This is a genomic window from Leeuwenhoekiella sp. ZYFB001 (genome assembly GCF_011784865.1).
GTDB classification, from domain to species: Bacteria; Bacteroidota; Bacteroidia; order Flavobacteriales; family Flavobacteriaceae; genus Leeuwenhoekiella; species Leeuwenhoekiella palythoae.
Genome location: NZ_CP050460.1, coordinates 177,501 through 199,409, shown reverse-complemented (window position 1 = coordinate 199,409; position 21,909 = coordinate 177,501). Strand labels below are relative to the sequence as shown.

The following is a 21,909-nucleotide window of genomic DNA, read 5'->3' as shown; positions in this document are numbered from 1 at the left end:
CTCTCTTAAGAATTTGGATTCTATTTTATTTTGAAAATGCATTTTTTCAGCACTAACCTATTCAAAATACTATCTTTACCCGGCAACCTGAATTTTAGAATTTCAATTAAATTGCCTGTTGTCGCATCACTTTCTAAAAACAAAAGTACCCTGACTTTCAATACTATTTTTTGCTATGTCACACACCATTCAAGGTTTTTCCCGATTGACCAAAGATGAAAAAATAGCTTGGTTAACTTCAAACTTCTTGCCGTCTAACACAAATGCTACTCAAATTTTAAAGCAATACTGGAATGATGATCAAAAACTGCAACAGCTGCACGATGAGTTTATAGAAAACACCATTTCTAACTATTATCTTCCGCTCGGCATTGCTCCTAATTTTATCATCAACAATAAGAGTTTTGCCATCCCCATGGCGATCGAAGAAAGTTCGGTGGTAGCAGCAGCGAGTAAGGCTGCAAAATTCTGGATGTCACGCGGCGGATTTAAAGCTGAAATATTAGGTACCGAAAAAATAGGTCAGGTTCACTTTACCTTTTCCGGAGATTCTAAAAAGATCAGTGCTTTTTTTGAAGAACAGAAAGCCCAGATCATCGAAGATTTAAAACCGCATACGGAATCTATGGAGCGTCGCGGCGGAGGTCTAAAATCCCTTGAACTTGTCAACAAAACCAATGCGCTTGAGCATTATTACCAACTGCACGCTACGTTTGAAACACTTGATGCGATGGGCGCCAATTTTATCAATACGTGCCTAGAGCAGATCGCCGAAAGCTGGCAGCGTTTGTATAATGAAAAAGCTTCTTTTAAATCTGCTGATCAAGAGCTTGTGGTCATCATGAGCATTTTGAGCAATTATGTTCCCGGGTGTGTTGTACGCGCAGAGGTAAGTTGCCCGGTCTCTGAACTTTCAGAGGCAGATGGGATCGATCCGCAACTCTTTGCAAACAAATTTGTACAAGCTGTGCGCATTGCAGAAGTTGAGCCTTATCGCGCGGTCACACACAACAAAGGCATCATGAACGGCATTGATGCTGTAGTGCTCGCCACCGGCAATGATTTTAGAGCGATTGAGGCTGCTGCTCACGCTTACGCTGCCAAAGACGGAAACTACTCCAGTTTAACCCACGCAACCATCGAAGATGGTATTTTTAAATTTTGGATTGAAATCCCATTAGCCTTAGGTACCGTGGGCGGACTCACAAAATTGCATCCTTTAGTAAAACTGAATCTTGAAATGCTGGGTAACCCAAGTGCTCCGCAATTGATGGAAATCATTGCTGTAGCCGGTCTTGCGCAGAACTTTGGCGCTGTAAAATCCTTAACCACTACCGGGATCCAAAAAGGGCATATGAAAATGCATCTGATGAATATGCTCAATCAATTTGAAGCTTCTGAGGAAGAAAAGAATCAGGCAATTCAACATTTTAAGACCAACAAAGTCACCTACAGCGCCGTCGGGAATCTTATAACCAACCTTCGAAAATCGGCGCAAAACGCTTAAATTAAGGGTGGCAAAAGCGTTTCAATCAGTAATTTGAATTTGAGTTAAACCAAAATTTATGAAAAAGTCTGCACTCTTACTTTTAATGCTAATCAGCAGTTTTGGGTTTGCTCAGCAATTCACTGAAGCTTTTCAGTCTCAGGTCAAGAAAGCACAGCAAGCACATCAGATTCCGGCAATATCTGTTAATTTGATCACTCCAGATAGTATATTCTCTTTTGTAAATGGCAAGATTAGGACTGCCAAAAAAGCCCGTATTTCTCAAGATGCTAAATTTCATTTAGGAAGTAATTCTAAAGCTATTACCGCTTTTATCGCCAAACATTTGAGTGAACAAGGAATTATTAACTGGGACACGCGATTTTTTCAGTTATTTCCTGAATTAGAAAACAGCAGTAATCCCGCTTACCTAGATATCACGCTGGGTCAATTGCTATCGCATAATGCAGGGATCAACGCCTATACTAAAGGTGCAGATCTGGAAAAATTCAATACTCTGAAAGGTTCAACAAGCGAAAAACGCTATGCGTTTACACAAGAAATTCTAAAAGAAAAACCTTCAGACCCCGGCACCTATTCTAACGCCGGCTATGTCCTTGCCGCACTTATGCTAGAGAAATCCACTGAAAAGCCGTTTAAAACTTTGCTTGATGAAACTATGAACGCTTTGGACTTAGATTATTTTGTAGGTTTCCCAAACAAAGAAAACGATACCAATCCATGGGGGCATATTAACTCAAAAGGCACGCTGACGGCATTAGGTCCTGATCACGAATATAAATTACCGGCGTATATGTCTAGCGCAGGAGATATTGCAATGAACAGTCAGGATTATGCTCGGTTTTTACAGCTGCATCTTCAAGGACTTTTAGGAAAGGATAATTTTCTAGAAGCAGAGGCTTACCAAGAGTTGCATTTTGGACTGGACAATTATGCTTATGGCTGGGGAAATATTTCTAAAAACGACCATCAGATAAGTTATCACGACGGAAGTGCCGGCACCTATTACTGCCACGTGGTGGTATTTCCTCATAAAGAGATTGCCGTAGCGATAATGGCTAATGCAGCCACTAAAGATGCTGTAAATGCCATTTACACACTTCAAAAATTAATTTCTGATAATCCCGAAAATGTAACCGAATAATATGCCACAACACTTTTATGGCCACGGAAAACTATTGATCACCGGCGAATACCTTGTACTTGATGGAGCATTAGCTCTTGCCATTCCTACTAAAAAAGGTCAGAAGTTAACGGTAGCCGAAGCTGAACAACCCGGTATCACCTGGGAAGGATTGAAAGAATCTGGCGAGGTCTGGTTTACCTTTCATTTAGATTATGCATTATTTGAACAATCGCGACCAGCAGCCTCTGAAAATCCTGAAATTCGTCTACTGCAAATTCTACTTGCAGCTCAAAAATTGAATCCAGAATTTCTTAAAGAACAACCTTCTTTAAAAGTGACTACGCAATTAGAATTTCATCAAAAATGGGGATTAGGCAGTTCGTCGACTTTAATTTATATGCTTGCACAGTGGGCGGAAGTTGATGCTTATAAACTGCTTGAACTCACCTTTGGCGGAAGCGGGTATGATATTGCTTGCGCAGGAAACGACAGTCCTATTTTGTATCAACGCTCTGAGGACGTTCCGCAGGTTTTTCAAACCAATTTTTATCCTGATTTTAGCGATCAGCTTTTCTTTGTTTATCTCAATAAAAAACAAAACAGTCGTGAAGCTATCGCCAATTACCGCAAGCAACCCGAAGCACGCAAAATAGAGGCAATTCAGAAGGTTTCCGGTATTACCGAAACCTTATTGACCGTTGATAGCATTTTCAGCTTTAATGTGCTTATAGAAGCCCATGAACGCATCATCGCTTCTGTTTTGAACATACAAACCGTAAAGCAAACCTTATTCTCTGATTTTAAAGGAAGCATTAAAAGCCTAGGTGCCTGGGGTGGTGATTTTATTTTAGCTACCGGTGGTCCTGAAGCGAAGGATTATTTTAGAGCCAAAGGCTATGAAACCATACTTAGCTTTGACGAAATGATATTCAGCTAACAGAGACGATTCAATCTAATTAATAGTCTGAGGACAAACTTTTCCGGCGCAAGCCTCAAGATGATTATTCCTTTTAGAAGTACCCGTAAACCATCCCAGAGTAAGCCTGTAAGGCATTAGTTGGAAACAAATTTTCAATTTCGCGGCAAGCCTCGGAATATTAATCCTTTGGCGGCGCCAATAAAAAAAGCGCCACACAATTGTGCGGCGCTTTTATATTTTAAATAACGTTTCTACTAGTAAAAGTTAGAACGTTTATCTTCAATTTCTGAAGCATCTTTTAAAGCTTGTACTACGCGCATATTTACAGTAGCACGGTCAGCATTTTGCTTCTGAACCGCAAAACTTGCATAATTGTCTAGTTCACGCGCCGGAGTAATTTTAGTCACTTTAACCACATACACCCCGCGGTTTCCTTCAATAGGAGCAGAAACATTTCCTTCTTCTAAACCAAATGCTTTACCCACGACCTTAGGTTCTGTACCAGAACCAGCCAAAGTAGGGTTCTTAAGGTTTACACCAGGAGAAGTTTGAACCGTCACATTATTTGCACTAGCGATTGCTGCTAGATCAGAACCTGAAATATTCTTCTTGATCTGCGCGGCTTTTTTCTGATTGCGCACGATAGGCGTCACACGTGGCGAAGCTTCATCTGCCGGTAAAAGACCTTTTTCTGTTTTCTTAGTAAGTTGTACCACAAGATAGCCACCATCAACATTAAAACGCTCAACATCTCCGGTTTTACGCTCTTCATCAAACGCCCATCTGATGATTTCACGCTGACTTCCTTGCCCTGGTAAGGTCTCATCAAGTGCCTTAATACTGTTTACAGGACGTACGTTATAACCTCCTTCTTTTGCCACATCTTCAAAACCATTTTTGTTTTCTGTGACTGCCATTTGAAATTTAGTAGTCTCGTTAAACACATTATTAATGGTTTCTTGAGAAGGCTCAACAGCTTTAGTTACGGTCGCCAATTTAATTGCGCGCTGAACATTTTTTTGATCAGTAATACGAATTACGTGATACCCAAAACGTGATTCAACAACTCCAACATCTCCGGTTTTTCCATCGAAGATGAAGTCATTAAAAGGCTGTACAAAACGACCTTTAGTCGCGTAACCAAGATCTCCGCCTTTTTCTTTACTTCCGTCTGCAGAATACTCAGGAGCTAATTCTGCAAGCTTTGAAGCATTTCCTTTTATTACCCCGGCAAGACTATCTGCAAGTGCTTTAGCTTCGGCTTTAGTGCGTGTTTGTGCACCCGCGTTTGCCAAACCTTGATAGGTTAATAGGATATGTGAAGATTGTACCGAGTCAGGAATCTGAGACACTGCAACCACTTTTGAAATTTTAAAAGCAGCGCCATCTTTATATGGCCCATAAACATCACCTTCATTCAATGCCCAAAGTTCGTCTGAAGCATCTGCCGGCAATTCATTTTTAAACAAATACAGATCAGTATAGCGCTCGTCTGAATATTCGTTTACAAAATCTTCAGGAGTTGTAGTATTTGCTAAACCTGCTACAGTATCATTAGTTTTTGTAGCCGCGGTATACTCTACTCGGTTCTCGAGCAGTTCAGATAAATTTGCTTTTACCGCTTCCTCATCACTTAAAGTAGGATCTTCATTAAACTTCACATAACGAATGTTACGCGCAGCTTCAGTTTGAAATTCGTTAGCGTGCTCTTTAATATACGCTGTAATTTCTTCTTTAGAAACAGCAACCTCTTCATCAGGAATTGAAGTGTAAGGCACTTGCACATATTCTAAATCGCGCAGGTTGTTTTCCATTTCAAAATCCATTTTACCTTCCTTAAAGCTTGTGTTCAAACCAGCTTTGATCAAATCAAAATAAATTTGCTGCTGCTCATTCTTTGCCAGCTGCTGCTCGTAAGCCACCCACTGCTCATACATTTGCGGGTTAGTAGATTTTAACGTAGCGATATACTCTCTAAGTTTCTGCTCACTAAAAACACCATTTTCGTTTTGAAAATTAGGATCACTTTGCAAAGCTTCTTTAAGCAAATCATTTATACGATCACGCTCAATGCTTATACCTAATTCTTCGTATTGCTCATCAAGAATGATACGACGCACTTCTTGTTCCCAAGCTGCATTTACCGCCTGAGTATTGGTAATGTTGTTACCGTAACGCGCGGTCTGATTATCTACTAATTGCGCAAATTCTTGCTGCTCGATATCTTCACCGTTCACAGAGCCTAAAATTCGCTGCGATTTATCTGTAGAAAAACCACCATTTTTAAATACGTCTGCCAATACAAATGCAAATAATGCTAAGGCGATGATCGCAATTAAAAATACAGAGCGCTGTCTAATTTTGTTTAAAACTGCCATTTCTTAAGTGTTTGTCAAATAGTGGGCGAAAATACCATTTTATATGAAAAAATAAAATCTAAAATCGCCAAAATAAAAAGTATTGTTAATGGAATTATGAAGACCTTAATCGCTTTCTATGACGCGTACTTGCACCAGCTCGATCTTAGTGTTTGAAGTTTGTATGATATGAAATTGATAGCCTTCTATATCCACCACGTCATTCTCTTCTGGAATTCCTTCGGTATGATTAACGATGAGTCCGCCTAAGGTCTCGTAATTCTCATCTTCAGGCAGCTCTAACTTATAAGCCTCATTGATATAATCAACCTCTAATCGCGCCGAAAACTTATACACACCTTCCGCAACTTCTTCTTCAATAAGCACAACGCTGTCGTGCTCATCTTCGATCTCTCCAAAAAGTTCTTCTACAATATCCTCAACCGTCATCATCCCACTGGTTCCACCATACTCGTCGATCACGACCGCAATGCTTTTACGCTTCTTTATAAGAATATTCAGCACATCTTTAACCAGCATGGTTTCGGGCACAAAAATCACCGGACGCAAAATATCGATTATGCTTTGTGGTTTTTTAAACAGTTCAAACGAATGCACATACCCTACAATATCGTCGATAGACTCCTGATAGATCAATATTTTTGAAAGTCCGGTCTCGGTAAACATCGCGTTAAGCTCTGAAAGCGATTCTTCTTTTTCTACCGCAACAATTTCGGTACGTGGAATCATCACCTCTCGGGACTTCACTTCGGAAAACTCTAGCGCATTCTGAAAAATCTGAATTTCAGAATCGAGTTCTTCGTTAGTTTCTACCGACTCAATTTGCTCGGTGATATAATTCCCTAATTCTACTTTGGTAAACGCGAGTTGCACCTCATCTCCTTCGGTTTTAAAGAATTTTTTTAAAACCTTATCAGAAATCCAAATGATAAAAGAAGAGATAAAACTGAATGCGACATAAAAAAGGTACGCAGGTACAGCAAATATTTTCAGCAGCGAATTAGCGTAAATCTGAAAGAATACCTTAGGAAGAAATTCGGCGGTAATAAGTACTAAAAGCGTTGAGATCAAAGTTTGTGTCAACAAACTGAATTCTACAAAAAAATCAGTCAGCCACGGGTAACCAAAATTCGCGCCTTCGATCCAAGATTGAAGAATTCCGCCCATATAATAAGCATACACTACTAGTGCGAGGTTGTTACCCACCAGCATCGTCGCAATAAACTTTGACGGTTTCTGAGTAAGCTTAGTAAGTACTTTTGCGATGAGATCGTTTTGCTTTTTTTCAATCTCAATATGAATTTTATTTGAAGAAACGTAAGCAATCTCCATCCCAGAAAAGAATGCAGACAAAATCAAGGAAATAATAATTATGAGAATATCAGTCTCCATTGATTAATTCTGATTGCGTTGCTCGTACTTCTTTCTAAACCTACGCTTGAAGAAATACATCCCTACGGCCACTGCCACAAAAAACAAGAATACATACGCTTTATTAGGCTCTGTACTCCAAATTCTTACGGCTTCAAATAAAAAGAGCGCAGCAAAGAATAGGTAGGCGTATTCGAAGTATTTAAAGTATTTTGACATTATTGTATGCTGTCGTTAGGTGCCTCTGTTGCAGTTTCACTTACATACATTCGGCTTTGATTATCTAAAGATATAAAATTTTTGAAGTCTTCACTGCTATCAAAAAGATCCCCGTTATTATAAGAATCATCAGGAAATTTAATGGTGTAAGGTTTATCTGTAAACACCCATTTATTCTTTTGATCCCAAAACAATTGCGAAGCATCAAGTCTGGTAGAATCACTGGTGATCAACACCACATTTTTTCTAAGATCTATAAGATTGGTACGTTTATACCGAATCGCATAATCTGAAGTGATGTAGTTCTCCTTTTTATTATCATCTATAAAAGTCACCGCAACCCCTTCTGGGAATTCTTCATACGGAAAGTCGACCAAACCATACTCGATGATCAACGGAGTTTTTAGCGTAGCCACAACCTTACCAGAATCTGTATATTTTAACAACACTCCCTCACCTTCTGCTGAAGGCCCTTCTGAGCGCTGATTGAATTTCTGAATCGCTTCAGTGTTGTTTCCGCAGCTAAAAAACAAAGTCACAGCAAATGCTGTGACTAAGTTTAAGATTATATGTCTTGAGTTTCTACTCACTTATAGACTAGGTACGGTTACACTACCGCCTACCCAACAGCTGAAAGAAATACGTTGTCCTGCATTTCCTTCACTAAAGATCATCTCTCTTGTAGGAGCAAGACCTCGGTAAGCAGCTGCTGTTTTATTAGCTGTATCTGCTAATGAAGGATCAATACGTCCTGCACGTGCAGCCATATCTGCAGCTAACCAATAGATCGCTAATTTCTCAAAACGTGTGTTACCACAGTTGTTGGCACTTTTAGCGTACATATCTGCAATTCTTAAGTACACAATACCCATAGAAGGCTGAGCCGCTACCGCTTTCTGGTAGTATCCGCGAGCTCTACTATAGCTTGCTTTACCTCTAAAGTTTTCTGCAAGTCTGTAATATACTTTAGCTTTTTCAGCAGGATCATCTTGACGCTCTGCAGACTCCTCGTAGTATTGAAGTGCTTTTGCATCTTCACCACGTTGCTCAGCAAGACGACCTAAGTAGTATGAAGTTTTAGCTGAAGGCTCTAAAGTGTTTAACTGCTCAACAAGAGTTACAAATAATTCACTATCTGTACATTCTTTTGAGATCAAACGACCTGCTGCACCTCTTACCCAAGCAACATCATTTTTCTTAGCTTCATAATCTGCTTCATAAAAAGGAATCAAACGATCACAGTCTGCAAGCACTCCTAATTTCTGGTTAATACCAGCAGCAATTTTAGAATAGTTTGAAAGGTTTACTTCTGCAATTTGCTCCACTCTTTTCTCTTGTGAAGTTAACGCAGTGCCTGCTTCGTTTTTCTCTAAAATCTTCTGAAGACGCTCTGCATAATCATTCTGAACATCTGTGATCTTAGTTTGTAACGCATCGTAAAGATCAAATACCTCTTGCAATTCAATTTTGCCTGCTTCTTGTAATTCAACAGCTAAGTTGAAATACACATAAAGTCCTTTAGCATTGTTGAAAGTCTCTTTATCAGTCTCCCAAGCCTCGTTAAACATTGCATATTGCTCTTCAGCAGTACCAATGTTATTCTCATTCATTACAAGTGCAACATCAGCAATATCATCACCTTCTTTTGCTTTGCTTGCAAAATGTGTTTTTTTCTCTTTATATAATTTCTTTAAATCAGCAAGAAATGCTTTCTGCTCTGCACCGGTAGAATTCTCGATTTTATGGTGAAGAATACGCTCTCCATATTGATAAAGTGCATAAGAAGTGGTTGGGCAATCTTTACGCAATTTCATGAAAGGCTCATAAGCCGCATCATAGTTTTTAACTTTTGCGTGTTCTGAAAAAATAGACATTGTGGTAATGCATTCTTCGGTTGCTTGAGCGCTCACGAAGTTTACAGCTCCCACAAGGGCTATAAAAAGTAATGTCAGTTTAGTTTTCATCATTGTAAGGTTTAAAAAAGCAATATTAAGAATTTTAGTTGTATTTGTTAGGAACAAACCACGGTCTAAGCGGGTTAAGCGATAAACTAAGACCAACTTTAAAAAAATCTTCTTTTACGAGACCGGCGGTTGTTGTTCCGCGTTGCCCATACTCAAAAGTGATGTTGGCATTACTGAATCCTCTTCCTAACGGTAACCCAAGTCCAAAAGATATGCCAAACTCATCAATAGACTGATTTTCTATTAATAATCCTGATTCTTCATAGCGCGCACCCACTCTATAGGTCACTCTATTCCAATAACTTGTAAGTGAATTATAATCAGGAACTAAATAACCTCCCAATCGATATTTAAATGAATCGTCATAAGAAGCATTTGCAATATTAAATGCTCTATTGGTCATTTTACTCGTTTCAGAAAACTCAATTTGACCACCGGCAAACCATTTATTTACTTGACCAGTACCTAAACCAAACGAGTATGTGTTTGGATTAATAAACTCAGTATCTCCCACCGGGATATCCTGAGAATCCACCACGCCTATAACTGCATTATCTAAGCGCGAATAAATTACAGATTCTAAAGCACGCTCATTTTCCAGCGTAAGGGTGGTTTCCGGCTGAAAGCTCGCAGAAGTAAAAATTTTATAATCTCTGGTCAGTGTTGTTTCAAACTGAGCGCCCAAGTTATAGGTAAACCCGCTTACATCAGACTCATTGATTTCGCGCACGCTATATTGCTGATCAACGTTAGCTTGAATACTCTCGTTTTTAATGCTTCCAAAATTATAGCTTCCTTCTGCACCAATTCTAAAGCCTTTAAACAACTCAACACCCGCAGCTAAATAAGCACGATTGACTCCGCCTCTCCCGGTATATTGCGAGAGCGCTTCATCATCACCTTCAAAAATCTCATAATCAACAGAAGTTTCCGGGATCAGACCAAAGCCAACACCCACTCTTTTTGACACAGGAAAAGCTAAAGATAAATAGTCTATGGTAGTAGAAGTAGTAGAACCTGTTTGATTATCAGATTCTAAATTTACTTCCCGATGACTTCCGGCAATGGTAAAGTTTGTGAGCTTAAGTGCGCCATATCCCGCAGGGTTTCTAAAGTTAGTATGTATACTATCTCCTAATATACTCAACCCTCCCATCGCTTGATTTTCTATTGACCCCTTAAAATTAGAGAGCCCCAAGCCATAAAATGAATACGGTGATGAATTTCCTTCCTGAGCAAATGCAGAAGTTGTAATGGTAATTAAAACAACTACTAATATTCTTTTTATCATTAATCTCTATTAAATTCTATTATATAATTCAGTCCTTCCAGGAGAAAATTAGAATGCGCAAAGATGCCATTTTTTAACCTACTAGACAAAAATAGCCCATCCCCTCCTGTTAAAATAATCGTTAATTGCTCATAATTTGATTGATACCAACGTATTACACCTTCTATTTCGGCAATCAATCCATTAATCACTCCAGATTGCATGGCACTTTCTGTATTCTTGCCAATCACCGGAACCTCAGCCTCAGGATAAACCACAAGCGGCAAACCTGCCGTAAACTCGTGCATCGCTTTAAAACGCATGTGCAACCCCGGCGCGATTGCACCTCCCTGATAAGCATCATAAGCATCTTTAAAATCATACGTCACACACGTACCGGCATCAATAACCAAAACATGGTTTCCTGAATACAACTTTTGAGCAGCAGCCACCAGAGCGATGCGATCAACACCTAGTGTTTGTGGTGTCTCATAATCATTTGTAAACGGCAGCGGTGTCTGTGACGATAAAACCTCAATTGAAAGACCTGCTTTTTTTACAAACGTGACAAAATCTTTTGAATTGCCCGTAGCGCAAAGCATTGCTTTATCAATGACATAGGTTTTTTGTAATTCAATAAGCTTTGTCTTAGCATCAGACACGCTTCCTGCCCAGATTATTTTTAACTCTGAATTTTGAAATACGCCATATTTTACGCGAGTATTTCCAAAATCTATAGCAAGATTTATCATAAGTCAATTTTTTTTGCAAAAATACAAATACCTAATACCTCGCAATCACATAATTAGAAAAAGGAATAAAAATTATTAGCAGATTTTTTCATTTAACTGTTGTGCAATCTAAAAATTGATTTTATATTTGCAGCCGCTTTGGCGAGGTACCTTAGCTCAGTTGGTAGAGCAACGGACTGAAAATCCGTGTGTCCCTGGTTCGATTCCTGGAGGTACCACTTTTAAATTAGACAAGCCCTGTAAACACTAGCTTTACAGGGCTTTTTCTTTTTTAGGGTGCGAATGAGGGGGACGAATGAAGTCTGTTTGTTGGTAAAAAGATTATTTAATTTTTCGCTCTTTTCAATTTTCCCAAAAGCCTGCCAACCATCTAAGGTATTACAAGCTGGCAGCGCCAATAAAAAATCTAAAGTTTCGTTTTAACTACATATTATCATCTTGTTGCATTCGCGCTTAAATTGTAAAGTGTATCTTAGGCTTATAACTGTTGAATAATACCAATGACGCAACTCACTAAAACAGATAAAATTTCGCTAGAAGACCTAGCCCTCATCAAAAAATCCCGCAAAGACCTTGATGAGATTTCCTTTTTGATGCGCGCGCTCAATACCATTGGCACGCCTATAGATTCAGGATTAGAACTTTTACCAAAAAATATTCAGAATAAGGTTAGTGATACGATTCAAAAAGCATTACAGTTAGCTGTAAAAGCCAATTTAAAAACGCTAAAACCCGAAAAGCGCAGCCTGCCTTCTTCTAATTTAACCTATAAACTCGCCACCGGAATTTCCGGAGCTACAGGTGGATTTTTTGGTGTGGCGGGTTTTACAGCAGATTTATTATTCTCTACTAAGTTTATGATGCGCTCCATTATGGATATCGCCCGAAGTCAAGGTGAAGATGTTCATAGTATCGATACCCAGCTAGCCTGTTTACAAGTCTTCGCGCTAGGCGGAACTTCTGAACACGATGACGAACTCGACACCAGCTATTATGCGACTCGAGCCGCGCTACACACCACAATAAATCAAGCCAGCGCTTACATTGCCGAAAATGGCACTAAAAAGATCATAGAAACAATCACTGCTCAAACAGCAGCTCCTATTGCAAAACTCATTAATCAGGTGGCGGCGCGTTTTAGTGTACAAGTAGGTGAAAAATTTGCCGCTCAGGCCATCCCTGTTATCGGGGCTGCCGCTGGTGCTTCAATCAATGTTTTATTCATCTCACATTTTCAGAAAATGGCTACTGCACATTTTACATTGAGACGCTTAGAACGTAAATATTCCAAAGCACTCATTCAAGAAACCTATGAAAACCTGAATTTAAATCAAATAGCTTAGCTCTATTTTACAGTTCAGGCATACTCTGTTTTTGCATAATTCTTCAGTTAACTAAAAAATAACTTCTATAAAACGACGGGATTCATCTAGAGAATCGCGCTCAACTTCTATTACGTAGTGTAAAACTGCTTTAAAATCAGGTATTTTGGACTATCATTTTTAATGAATAGCCAAATGAAAAAATACTTCATCATATTAATTGTATTGTTTCCGCTGCTATCAAAAGCTCAAGAAAAGCTTGAAGCAATTCAGCAGAAACTTACAGAAACAGATCCTGATCAAGTTATCTGGTCATTGCAAGACTGTATCGATTATGCTGCTCTGAACAACCTTACGGTTCTAGACGCCCAATTAGATGCAAGCAGTGCCGCGGTAAACTACAAGCAATCAAAACAACAACGATTACCCAATCTTACCGGTAGCGCATCTGAATCTTACAGTCGCGGTTACAGCATTGATCCCATTACCAGCAACTATGTAAATCAGGATATCTTTAGCACAAGCACCTCTTTAAACACTTCAATCACGTTATTTCAAGGTTCACAATTGAATAATCAAATAGATCAAAACGCGCTGTTGCTTGATCAAAGTGCGCTCTTTATTGAGGAAGCTAAAAACAATATCACATTAAGTCTTACCGAAGCCTACCTTCAAGCCTTATACTATAAAGAAGCAATTGCAGTTGCACAAAATACATTAGCAGGTTCACAACAAGAATCAAAAATTGCTAAGTCTCGTTATGATGCGGGAGCGATCGCTAAAAAAGATTATTCTGATGCTTTATCTCAGGAAGCATCTAATAATTATAAATTGATTCAAGCACAAAACAGTTATGAAGCTCAATTGCTGCTGTTACGACAATTGCTAGAACTTGAGCCTGAGACCAACTTTGATATCGTTGATCCTGATATTGATTATAACGGCAGTACACTCCTTCTAGATAAGGTAGACGTCTATCACAATGCTTTGAATACCCTTCCGGAAATTGCCGCTAGCAAACTAGATATTGACATTTCAGAAAAAGATCTTGAGATCGCAAAAGGCGCCTATCTCCCAACACTATCCTTGACAGGCAGTTTAGGTAGCGGATATACCAGCATACAGGATATGAGTTTTACAGATCAGTTTGATATTAATTTCAACCAGCGTCTGGGACTTTCTTTAAGTGTGCCCATTTTTAATAGAGGCCAGACTAAAGCCAATGTACAAAACGCCAAAATCAATATTGAAAAAGCAAACATCGCCTTGCGTACTCAAGAAAAAGAACTTTATAATAAAGTAGAGACCGCGTGGAGAAATGCCCGCTCTTCTCAAGAACAGTTGCTCGCCGCTGAGGCCGCCCGAAATGCAGCAAAAGACTCTTACGAACTTGCTCAAAAACAATATGAAGTAGGCGCCATCAATACCACAGACTTGGTGCTTACACAGAACACATACAGCAATGCTGAGCAAAATTACATTCAAGCCAAGTATCTGGGAATCCTTTATGCGCAGCTGCTTCAATTTTATCAAGGAAACGAAATCAAACTTTAATTAGATGAAAACAACACAGTCAAAAATAATTCTTGCCGTTATACTGGTTTGCGTTATCGCAGGGGTAGGCTATGCCTTCTTCGGTACAGATTCAGGCACAACCATTACCGCCGAAATCACAACGGCAACCAAAGGAAAAGTAACCACTATGGTTACCGCAACCGGCACCATAGAACCTCTTACCGAAGTTGAAGTAGGTACTCAAGTATCAGGCGAAGTAGAGAAAATTTATGTAGATTATAACAGTACAGTCACTAAAGGTCAACTTCTTGCCGAGTTAGACAAAACCAATTTAATCGCAGCCCTTCAGCAAGCAAATGCTTCTTATTCTAATGCGGTAACTCAGCGCGATTATTATAACAAAATCTACTCAAGACAGAAAAAACTCTACGAAGAAGAGGTTATCAGTCAGGCAGATTTTGATGATGCGGAATACAATTTCAACAACTCCAAAATTTCGGTTACTCAAGCACTTTCTGATTTGCAGGAAGCAAAAACCAACTTGAGTTATGCAGATATTTATTCGCCTATTGACGGCGTGGTACTTTCTAAAGAGGTTGACGAAGGGCAAACGGTAGCGGCCAGCTTTGAAACTCCCACTTTGTTCACCATCGCAAAAGACCTTAAAGAAATGCAGGTTGAAGCAGATGTAGATGAAGCAGATATAGGCAATGTTGCCGAAGGACAGCGCGTAAGTTTTACAGTAGATGCCTATCAAGGTGAGACCTTTACGGGTACAGTAACGCAGGTGCGTCTAGATCCAACCGAAGAGGAAAGTGTGATCACCTACACAGTAGTCATAAAAGCAGACAACCCGGATCTTAAACTCAAACCGGGACTTACCGCAACTGTTTCGATCTACACGCTAGAGCTTGATGATGTATTGACTACGGAAGCTAAAGCGGTAAACTTCAATCCAGCTTTAAATGAGATCAACACCTACTACAAACAACAGGGAATAGATAAAGTGATCTCCGAAATCCCTAAGGTTTCCGAAGGAAAAAGTAGAGTCTGGCAATATGCCGCTGATGGTTCACTAAAACCGGTAGAAGTTACTTTAGGTGCAAGCGACGGAATCAATATCGAGGTTAAATCTGGTTTGCAAGCCGGCACTAAACTGGTGTATAATTTAAAAACAGTTACCGCTTCAGAAAGCGGCGCAGAAGACAGTAGTAGCCCTTTTATGCCAAAACCTCCCGGAAAAAAGTAATATCATGAGTAAAACGATCATAGACATAGATACACTGAAACGTGAATTTATTATGGGTACCGAAACCGTTCACGCCCTTAAAGGCATTTCGTATGCTATAAAAGAAGGTGAATTTGTAACCATAATGGGCTCAAGCGGTAGCGGAAAAAGCACAATGCTCAATATTCTGGGCTGTCTTGACCAGCCAACTTCGGGGAGTTATAAAATTGATCAAGTTGCCGTAAATGCATTAAGCCGAAACGAACTCGCGCAAATACGCAACGAGAAAATTGGCTTCATCTTTCAGTCGTATAATTTATTACCGCGAACTTCAGCTATTGAAAATGCAGAGCTTCCGCTTTTATACAACAGTAAGGTTTCTTCTGAAGAACGCAGAAAACGCGCAATTGACGCTTTAAATCTTGTGGGATTAGGCGAGCGTCTAGATCATACTCCGGCACAACTTTCTGGAGGGCAACAACAGCGTGTAGCGATTGCCAGATCACTGGTAAATGATCCCGTGGTGATTCTAGCAGATGAAGCCACCGGAAACTTAGACACCAGAACTTCTTACGAGATCATGGCGCTTTTTCAAGACTTAAACCGAAAAGGCAAAACCATTGTTTTTGTAACGCATGAAGATGATATCGTACGCTTCAGTAATCGCACCATTATTTTAAAAGATGGCACTATCATTTCAGATAAAATCAACGAAGACATTTTAGACGCAGCTCAAGAGCTTGCAGCGCTTCCTAAAGAAAATTAATATGAGAATTTTAAACTTATTAAAGATCGCTTGGCGCGCTATCAAACTGAATAAGATGCGCACTTTTTTGACGATGTTGGGTATTATAATTGGTGTTGCTTCAGTTATTGCGATGCTTGCTGTGGGAGAAGGTTCTACACAAAGTATAAAAACCCAAATATCAAGTATGGGGTCTAATATGATCACGATACGTCCCGGCGCAGGAATGCAGGGCGGTGTGCGTACTGATCCCGGCGAAATGCAAAGTCTTAAGCTCGAAGATTATGAGAGCCTTAGAGATCAAGCAACTTTGCTTACCGCGATTTCGCCTCAAGTTTCCGGTAGTGGTCAAGTGATTAGCGGTGCTAATAACTGGCCGTCTTCTATTTATGGGGTGACTCCGGAGTATCTTGACATTCGCGTACTTGAGCTGGCAGAAGGTAGTATGTTTACTTCTGCCGAAGTTAAATCTGCCGCTAAAGTTGCCGTGATAGGCCAGACCATTGTTGAGAACATTTTTCCTGATGGCGAGAGCCCTATTGGTAAAATGATTCGGTTTAATAAAATCCCTTTTAAAGTTATTGGGGTTCTTGAGCCTAAAGGCGAAAACACCTTTGGGCAGGATCAAGACGATATTATTTTGGCGCCGTATACTGCTGTTCAAAAGCGTATTTTGGCCATAGATTATTTACAATCTATTGTTGCTTCGGCAGTAAATGAAGAGCAGGCGCCAGATGCCGTTGAAGAGGTTTCGGCTATTTTAAGAGAGAACCACCAGATCACCAATCCGCAAGAAGATGATTTCAATGTTTTTTCTATGGAAGAGTTGATCACCGCACTGAGTTCTACCAGCGAAATTCTCACCGTACTTTTGGTAGCCATCGCCGGTATCTCATTATTAATTGGCGGAATCGGGATTATGAATATTATGTATGTTTCGGTTAAAGAGCGTACACGCGAGATTGGACTAAGAATGGCGGTAGGCGGTAAGGGAGCTGATATTTTGATTCAATTTTTGATCGAAGCTATTCTTATAAGCATCACCGGCGGAATCTTAGGGGTGCTTCTAGGCATCAGCGCAACTTTGATCATTCAGAATGTGTTTAACTGGCCCACTATTGTAACTTTATATTCTGTGATCATCTCTTTTGCAGTATGTGCCATCACCGGAATATTCTTTGGTTGGTATCCCGCGCGCAAAGCAGCTGCTCTAGACCCTATTGTGGCCTTACGTTACGAATAAATTTTAATTTCAAAACATCCCAATAGCTATCGGGACGGAATATTAAACCATTGGCAGAGCCAATAAAAAACAAATATGCATTTCACAAGAAACAAACGAATTCTAATCTTACTGCACCTTATGGTGTGGGCGGCTCTGTTTTTTACGCCCTATTTTTTAGCAGGTGGTCAAGTAGAATTGTCGCCGGTAGCTATGAATACCTGGGTGCCTCTAGGTTTATATGCAGTTATTTTTTATCTGAATTATTTATACCTGATCAATGCGTTTCTGTTTAAGAAAAAGAACACTGTTTTTATCCTCTTCAATCTGGTTCTCATTGGTCTTTTAGCGTTTTTAAATTATGAGCTTAAAGAAATGTATCTTGAGCATATTCTCGCCAAGAACAAGACTATAGAGCGCCCACCTCACGAAGGGTTATTCATTTATTTAAACAGTATCACTTTTGTGGTTCCGTTAGTTTTTGCTCTGGCATTTAAAACTATCGAAAAGTGGAAAAAAGACGAGACCCGCACGCAAGAAGCTGAAAAGATCAAGCTTGAATCAGAACTGCAGTATTTACGTTACCAGCTTCAGCCGCATTTCTTTTTTAATTCGTTAAACAATATTTATTCGCTTGTAGATATTGCTCCAGACCAAGCTAAAGAAACCATTCACAGCTTAAGTAAATTAATGCGTTACCTGCTTTATGAAACCGCTACCGAGTATGTACCGCTTCAGAAAGAAATAGATTTTTTAAAAACCTATATCGAGTTAATGAAACTGCGGTTTTCTAGCAATGTCATCGTTAATTATAGTTTTCCTACAGTTTCCGGCGACGTAAGAATAGCGCCCCTACTGATCATCACACTTATCGAGAACGCGTTTAAACACGGGATCTCATCAACTGAATTATCACGCATTGATTTTAAAATCAGTGTAGAAGAAGAAACTATTAAATTTGTTTCGGTTAACAATTATTACCCTAAAGATGCCACAGATCAGAGTGGTTCTGGCATAGGATTGCTTAACTTAGATAAACGTTTACAATTGATTTACGGTAATGATCACAAGCTCAAAATAGATGTGCAAAATGATTTATTTATCTCTAAGCTCAATATTCCTGTTAGATGAGTATTTCTCAAGAACCTAAACTTTCCTGTATTGTTGTTGATGATGAGCCTATGGCGCTCAATCTTATAGAAAGTTATGTTCAAAAAACACCTTTTCTTGATCTAAAAGGAAAATGCAGTAGCGCTATTCAAGCGCTTAAAATTCTGAATACAGAACAAATAGATCTTATTTTTTTAGACATACAGATGCCCGATTTAACGGGCATTGAATTATCTAAAACGCTTAGCAAAACCACGCGTGTTATTTTTACAACAGCTTTTGATAGTTATGCCTTGCAAGGCTATAAAGTTGATGCGCTAGACTATCTTTTAAAACCCTTTAATTACACCGAATTCCTACTAGCGGCAAACAAAGCGCTATCGTGGTTTAAGTTAGTTAGCACGGCTACTGACACTACCACCACACCACCTAAAAAATACCTTTTTGTAAAATCTGAATATAAACAGGTAAAATTAGAACTCGACGACATCCTTTATTTTGAGGGTTTAAAAGACTACATAAAGATTTACCTCGCGAGTCAGTCAAAACCGGTGCTCACCCTAAAAAGTCTAAAAGCTTTAGAACAAGAGTTGCCGTCTAACTTTATGCGCATACATCGCTCATTTATTATTTCGTTAGATAAAATCGATGAAATAGAACGCAGTCAAGTTATCATTTCAGGAAAACGCATAACTGTTTCTGAAGGCTACAAAGAAGCCTTTCAAAATTATATTTCTGACAATTCTATACAATCCTAGACAAGACAAGGCTGCATAAGTTTTAACATCAAATAAAATTTGAGATTTTCACTTATTAGGAATATTTCCATAATTTTGTATTTATTCCTAATAAATTATGAATCGAAATATTTTACATCTCGACCTTGATACTTTTTTCGTTTCATGCGAACGAAGATTAAACAGCAAACTTATAGGCAAACCAGTGATTGTAGGTGGTACCGGCGATCGTGGTGTGGTGAGCGCTGCCAGCTATGAGTGTCGTGCTTATGGCGTACACTCTGGTATGGCGATGCGTATGGCGCGACAGCTTTGTCCACACGCTACCTACATACGCGGTAACGCAAGTGTTTATACCAAATTCTCTAAAATGGTAACCGATATTCTACAGGAACAAGTACCGGTTTTAGAGAAATCAAGTGTAGACGAGTTTTACGCAGATCTTACCGGGATGGATCGGTTTTTTGGTTGCTATAAGTTTGCAAAAGAGCTTAGAACTAAAATTATTAGAGAAACAGGCTTGCCTATTTCCTTTGGTCTTTCAATAAATAAAACCGTATCAAAAGTCGCTACGAATGAGGCTAAGCCAGACAGCCAACTAAAGGTTGATGCTGGTTTTGAGAAAATCTTTCTCGAGCCACTTTCTATCAGAAAAATTCCTATGGTGGGTGAAAAAACTTTTAGAACGTTTTGTAATCTGGGCGTTAAAAAAGTAGGACTGGTACAGCAAATGCCGATAGAAATGATGGTTTCTGTTTTTGGCAAAAACGGAAGAGTCATCTGGGAACGTGCCAATGGTATTGACCGCACACCTATTGTGCAATACCACGAGCGCAAATCAATCTCTAGTGAGCGTACGTATGGTAGAGACACCACAGATCTCATAAAACTCAAAACAACCATACGTGCAATGGCCGAAAATCTGGCCTTTCAATTACGTGCAGGCAATAAATTGACTTCCTGCATTACGGTAAAAGTGAGATATTCAGATTTTCAGACCTATTCAAAACAACTTAAGATTCCATATACCGCGGCAGATCACAACTTGATTCCGCAGGTTTTAGAGCTTTTTGAAAAACTTTATAACCGCAGACTGCTTATACGATTAGTAGGTGTACGCTATAGCGGCTTGACCGAAGGACACTACCAGATAGATCTTTTTGAAAACACTAGCCGCACCGTGAATCTCTATAAAGCGATGGATGCGATACGCCTACGTTACGGCGACCGCAGTATTATGCGCGCTGCAACGCTGGGCGAAGGTTCGCGCACCATTGGTGGACAAGGCAATCCGTTTAATGGGCAGCCGCCTATTGTTTTAGCACACAGACATCAATAGCAACCTAAGCATTTTATGTATTTAAATTGTCACTCTTTTTTTAGTTTACGTTACGGCACTCTTTCTGAAGTGCAGTTGCTTGATCTTGCGGTAGATCATAAACTGGACACTATTGCACTCACTGATATTAATAGTACTTCTGCCGGACTCAATTTTGTACGCAAAGCGAAAGAAAAAAAAGTCAAGCCTGTGCTAGGTGTAGATTTTAGAAACGGAATCGAACAGTGCTATGTATGCCTTGCTAAAAACAACGAAGGCTATCTTGAACTCAATAATTTCTTAGCACAACACCTTCATAACAAAACTAATTTCCCCGAAACAGCTCCGGTTTTTAAAAATGCATTCACCATTTATGCTTTTGAACGCGCGCTTGAATTAGACAAAACCCATTTCAGTGAAAATGAGTTTATAGGTATTGGTATTCACGATTTAAACAAGCTACGCTTTTCTCAATACAGCACTTATCACGACAAATTGGTTTTGTTGCTTCCGGTGAGTTTCAATTCTAAAAGAGATTTTAATGCGCACCGGTTACTGCGTGCCATAGATCTGAATTGTCTGCTGAGCAAACTCCCAAAAGAAGCACAGGCCTTGCCTGATGAGTTGATGTTTGATCCAAAAAAGATAGAAAATCTATTTGAAGAGTTTCCGCAGATTCTATTAAACACTCAAGCGTTATTAAAGCAATGCAGCATCGATTTTAAATTTGCTAAAGAGCGTGAAAATCAAAATTTAAAAACTGTTTTTGGCAGCGAACAAAAAGACTACAAACATCTTTTAGCACTTTGTGAAAAAGGTTTAAAAGAGCGTTACGATGAGATCACACCTAAAATTAGGGAGCGACTAGAACGAGAGCTTACGCTTATCAAGAAAAAAGACTTTGTTTCTTTTTTCCTAATCAATTGGAAGATCATTGAATACGCCCGAAGTCAAGATTATTTTTATGTAGGTCGCGGTAGCGGTGCGAACAGTATTGTAGCTTATTTGTTACGCATAACTGATGTGGACCCTATAGAATTAGATCTATATTTTGAGCGCTTTTTAAATGAATATAGAAGTAGTCCGCCTGATTTTGACATCGACTTTTCTACTTGGGATCGTGAGGATATAACGGCATATATTTTTAGAGAATTCGGAAAAAACAATCAAGTTGCTTTACTGGGCTCGTATGTCACTTTTAAACAT

General features: G+C 39.3%; 19 protein-coding genes and 1 tRNA gene (1 of these 20 cut by a window edge). 13 read left to right on the top strand and 7 right to left on the bottom strand.

Translation table 11 applies throughout. The features are described 5' to 3' along the window. Window positions 1–175 precede the first annotated feature (175 nt). From HCN54_RS00750 to HCN54_RS00740, 3 genes are read left to right on the top strand one after another with little or no spacing between them, the layout of a single operon-like run. Window positions 176–1,507: a hydroxymethylglutaryl-CoA reductase, degradative gene (locus HCN54_RS00750; RefSeq protein ID WP_167596174.1), complete on the top strand. Its 1,332-nt coding sequence runs from the start codon at window positions 176–178 to the stop codon at window positions 1,505–1,507. Window positions 1,508–1,565: 58 nt separating this feature from the next. Next, window positions 1,566–2,651, top strand: a complete 1,086-nt coding sequence (locus HCN54_RS00745) for a serine hydrolase domain-containing protein (RefSeq protein WP_167596173.1) — start codon at window positions 1,566–1,568, stop codon at window positions 2,649–2,651. A gap of 1 nt (window position 2,652) precedes the next feature. Further along, the gene (locus tag HCN54_RS00740) at window positions 2,653–3,570 is read left to right on the top strand and encodes a GYDIA family GHMP kinase (RefSeq protein WP_167596172.1); all 918 of its coding nucleotides are present in this window, start codon (window positions 2,653–2,655) and stop codon (window positions 3,568–3,570) included. A gap of 236 nt (window positions 3,571–3,806) precedes the next feature. Here HCN54_RS00740 and HCN54_RS00735 read toward each other — a convergent pair whose 3' ends face one another. The 7 genes from HCN54_RS00735 to HCN54_RS00705 form a co-directional block, all read right to left on the bottom strand. Beyond that, window positions 3,807–5,930 (bottom strand): peptidylprolyl isomerase, encoded by a 2,124-nt coding sequence (locus HCN54_RS00735; RefSeq protein WP_167596171.1) that lies wholly within the window; start codon window positions 5,928–5,930, stop codon window positions 3,807–3,809. Window positions 5,931–6,035: 105 nt separating this feature from the next. After that, the gene (locus tag HCN54_RS00730; RefSeq protein ID WP_167596170.1) at window positions 6,036–7,322 is read right to left on the bottom strand and encodes a hemolysin family protein; all 1,287 of its coding nucleotides are present in this window, start codon (window positions 7,320–7,322) and stop codon (window positions 6,036–6,038) included. Between the two features lie 3 nt (window positions 7,323–7,325). Further along, entirely contained in the window at window positions 7,326–7,520 is a 195-nt protein-coding gene (locus HCN54_RS00725; protein WP_167596169.1) for a hypothetical protein, read from the bottom strand. Further along, window positions 7,520–8,110, bottom strand: a complete 591-nt coding sequence (lptC, locus tag HCN54_RS00720) for an LPS export ABC transporter periplasmic protein LptC (RefSeq protein WP_225597693.1) — start codon at window positions 8,108–8,110, stop codon at window positions 7,520–7,522. The genes HCN54_RS00725 and lptC overlap by 1 nt, the downstream gene beginning before the upstream one ends. Beyond that, the gene (locus tag HCN54_RS00715; RefSeq protein ID WP_225597692.1) at window positions 8,111–9,487 is read right to left on the bottom strand and encodes a tetratricopeptide repeat protein; all 1,377 of its coding nucleotides are present in this window, start codon (window positions 9,485–9,487) and stop codon (window positions 8,111–8,113) included. Between the two features lie 31 nt (window positions 9,488–9,518). Continuing rightward, on the bottom strand, window positions 9,519–10,775 hold the full coding sequence (locus HCN54_RS00710; protein WP_072984368.1) for a hypothetical protein: 1,257 nt from the start codon (window positions 10,773–10,775) through the stop codon (window positions 9,519–9,521). Next, window positions 10,775–11,506 carry a type III pantothenate kinase gene (locus HCN54_RS00705; protein WP_240924919.1) on the bottom strand — a complete coding sequence of 244 codons (732 nt, stop codon included), beginning with the start codon at window positions 11,504–11,506 and terminating at the stop codon, window positions 10,775–10,777. Before HCN54_RS00705 ends, HCN54_RS00710 begins: the two co-directional genes overlap by 1 nt. A 145-nt stretch (window positions 11,507–11,651) precedes the next feature. Between HCN54_RS00705 and HCN54_RS00700 the strand changes: the two genes are divergently transcribed. From HCN54_RS00700 to HCN54_RS00655, 10 genes are all read left to right on the top strand, one after another. Next, window positions 11,652–11,724, top strand: a tRNA-Phe gene (locus HCN54_RS00700). 282 nt (window positions 11,725–12,006) lie between these two features. After that, a complete protein-coding gene (locus tag HCN54_RS00695) occupies window positions 12,007–12,849 on the top strand; it encodes an EcsC family protein (RefSeq protein WP_167596168.1) in 843 nt (280 codons plus the stop codon). A gap of 174 nt (window positions 12,850–13,023) precedes the next feature. Next, window positions 13,024–14,382: a TolC family protein gene (locus HCN54_RS00690; RefSeq protein ID WP_167596167.1), complete on the top strand. Its 1,359-nt coding sequence runs from the start codon at window positions 13,024–13,026 to the stop codon at window positions 14,380–14,382. A gap of 4 nt (window positions 14,383–14,386) precedes the next feature. Continuing rightward, on the top strand, window positions 14,387–15,592 hold the full coding sequence (locus tag HCN54_RS00685) for an efflux RND transporter periplasmic adaptor subunit (protein ID WP_167596166.1): 1,206 nt from the start codon (window positions 14,387–14,389) through the stop codon (window positions 15,590–15,592). Between the two features lie 4 nt (window positions 15,593–15,596). Next, complete coding sequence (locus HCN54_RS00680) at window positions 15,597–16,337, top strand: ABC transporter ATP-binding protein (protein ID WP_167596165.1); 741 nt, start codon at window positions 15,597–15,599, stop codon at window positions 16,335–16,337. A 1-nt stretch (window position 16,338) separates the two neighbouring features. Next, window positions 16,339–17,559 carry an ABC transporter permease gene (locus tag HCN54_RS00675; RefSeq protein ID WP_072984379.1) on the top strand — a complete coding sequence of 407 codons (1,221 nt, stop codon included), beginning with the start codon at window positions 16,339–16,341 and terminating at the stop codon, window positions 17,557–17,559. Between the two features lie 75 nt (window positions 17,560–17,634). Then, window positions 17,635–18,669: a sensor histidine kinase gene (locus HCN54_RS00670; RefSeq protein ID WP_167596164.1), complete on the top strand. Its 1,035-nt coding sequence runs from the start codon at window positions 17,635–17,637 to the stop codon at window positions 18,667–18,669. Then, window positions 18,666–19,406, top strand: a complete 741-nt coding sequence (locus HCN54_RS00665; RefSeq protein WP_167596163.1) for a LytR/AlgR family response regulator transcription factor — start codon at window positions 18,666–18,668, stop codon at window positions 19,404–19,406. Before HCN54_RS00670 ends, HCN54_RS00665 begins: the two co-directional genes overlap by 4 nt. Window positions 19,407–19,503: 97 nt before the next feature. Beyond that, on the top strand, window positions 19,504–20,724 hold the full coding sequence (dinB, locus tag HCN54_RS00660; protein WP_167596162.1) for a DNA polymerase IV: 1,221 nt from the start codon (window positions 19,504–19,506) through the stop codon (window positions 20,722–20,724). A 15-nt stretch (window positions 20,725–20,739) separates the two neighbouring features. Further along, a protein-coding gene (locus HCN54_RS00655) for a DNA polymerase III subunit alpha (protein WP_167596161.1) crosses the window boundary here: on the top strand, window positions 20,740–21,909 show its 5' portion. Its footprint extends 1,839 nt past the window's final position; 1,170 of the gene's 3,009 nt are visible here — the first part of the coding sequence; its start codon is at window positions 20,740–20,742; its stop codon lies off the right edge, out of view.

What these genes read in the sequence shown, in the direction of transcription:
- HCN54_RS00750 (WP_167596174.1), top strand. Translation starts at nt 176, where the DNA reads ATGTCACACACCATTCAAGGTTTTTCCCGATTGACCAAAGATGAAAAA.
- HCN54_RS00745 (WP_167596173.1), top strand. Translation starts at nt 1,566, where the DNA reads ATGAAAAAGTCTGCACTCTTACTTTTAATGCTAATCAGCAGTTTTGGG.
- HCN54_RS00740 (WP_167596172.1), top strand. Translation starts at nt 2,653, where the DNA reads ATGCCACAACACTTTTATGGCCACGGAAAACTATTGATCACCGGCGAA.
- HCN54_RS00735 (WP_167596171.1), bottom strand. Translation starts at nt 5,930, where the DNA reads ATGGCAGTTTTAAACAAAATTAGACAGCGCTCTGTATTTTTAATTGCG.
- HCN54_RS00730 (WP_167596170.1), bottom strand. Translation starts at nt 7,322, where the DNA reads ATGGAGACTGATATTCTCATAATTATTATTTCCTTGATTTTGTCTGCA.
- HCN54_RS00725 (WP_167596169.1), bottom strand. Translation starts at nt 7,520, where the DNA reads ATGTCAAAATACTTTAAATACTTCGAATACGCCTACCTATTCTTTGCT.
- HCN54_RS00715 (WP_225597692.1), bottom strand. Translation starts at nt 9,487, where the DNA reads ATGATGAAAACTAAACTGACATTACTTTTTATAGCCCTTGTGGGAGCT.
- HCN54_RS00710 (WP_072984368.1), bottom strand. Translation starts at nt 10,775, where the DNA reads ATGATAAAAAGAATATTAGTAGTTGTTTTAATTACCATTACAACTTCT.
- HCN54_RS00705 (WP_240924919.1), bottom strand. Translation starts at nt 11,506, where the DNA reads ATGATAAATCTTGCTATAGATTTTGGAAATACTCGCGTAAAATATGGC.
- HCN54_RS00695 (WP_167596168.1), top strand. Translation starts at nt 12,007, where the DNA reads ATGACGCAACTCACTAAAACAGATAAAATTTCGCTAGAAGACCTAGCC.
- HCN54_RS00690 (WP_167596167.1), top strand. Translation starts at nt 13,024, where the DNA reads ATGAAAAAATACTTCATCATATTAATTGTATTGTTTCCGCTGCTATCA.
- HCN54_RS00685 (WP_167596166.1), top strand. Translation starts at nt 14,387, where the DNA reads ATGAAAACAACACAGTCAAAAATAATTCTTGCCGTTATACTGGTTTGC.
- HCN54_RS00680 (WP_167596165.1), top strand. Translation starts at nt 15,597, where the DNA reads ATGAGTAAAACGATCATAGACATAGATACACTGAAACGTGAATTTATT.
- HCN54_RS00675 (WP_072984379.1), top strand. Translation starts at nt 16,339, where the DNA reads ATGAGAATTTTAAACTTATTAAAGATCGCTTGGCGCGCTATCAAACTG.
- HCN54_RS00670 (WP_167596164.1), top strand. Translation starts at nt 17,635, where the DNA reads ATGCATTTCACAAGAAACAAACGAATTCTAATCTTACTGCACCTTATG.
- HCN54_RS00665 (WP_167596163.1), top strand. Translation starts at nt 18,666, where the DNA reads ATGAGTATTTCTCAAGAACCTAAACTTTCCTGTATTGTTGTTGATGAT.
- dinB (WP_167596162.1), top strand. Translation starts at nt 19,504, where the DNA reads ATGAATCGAAATATTTTACATCTCGACCTTGATACTTTTTTCGTTTCA.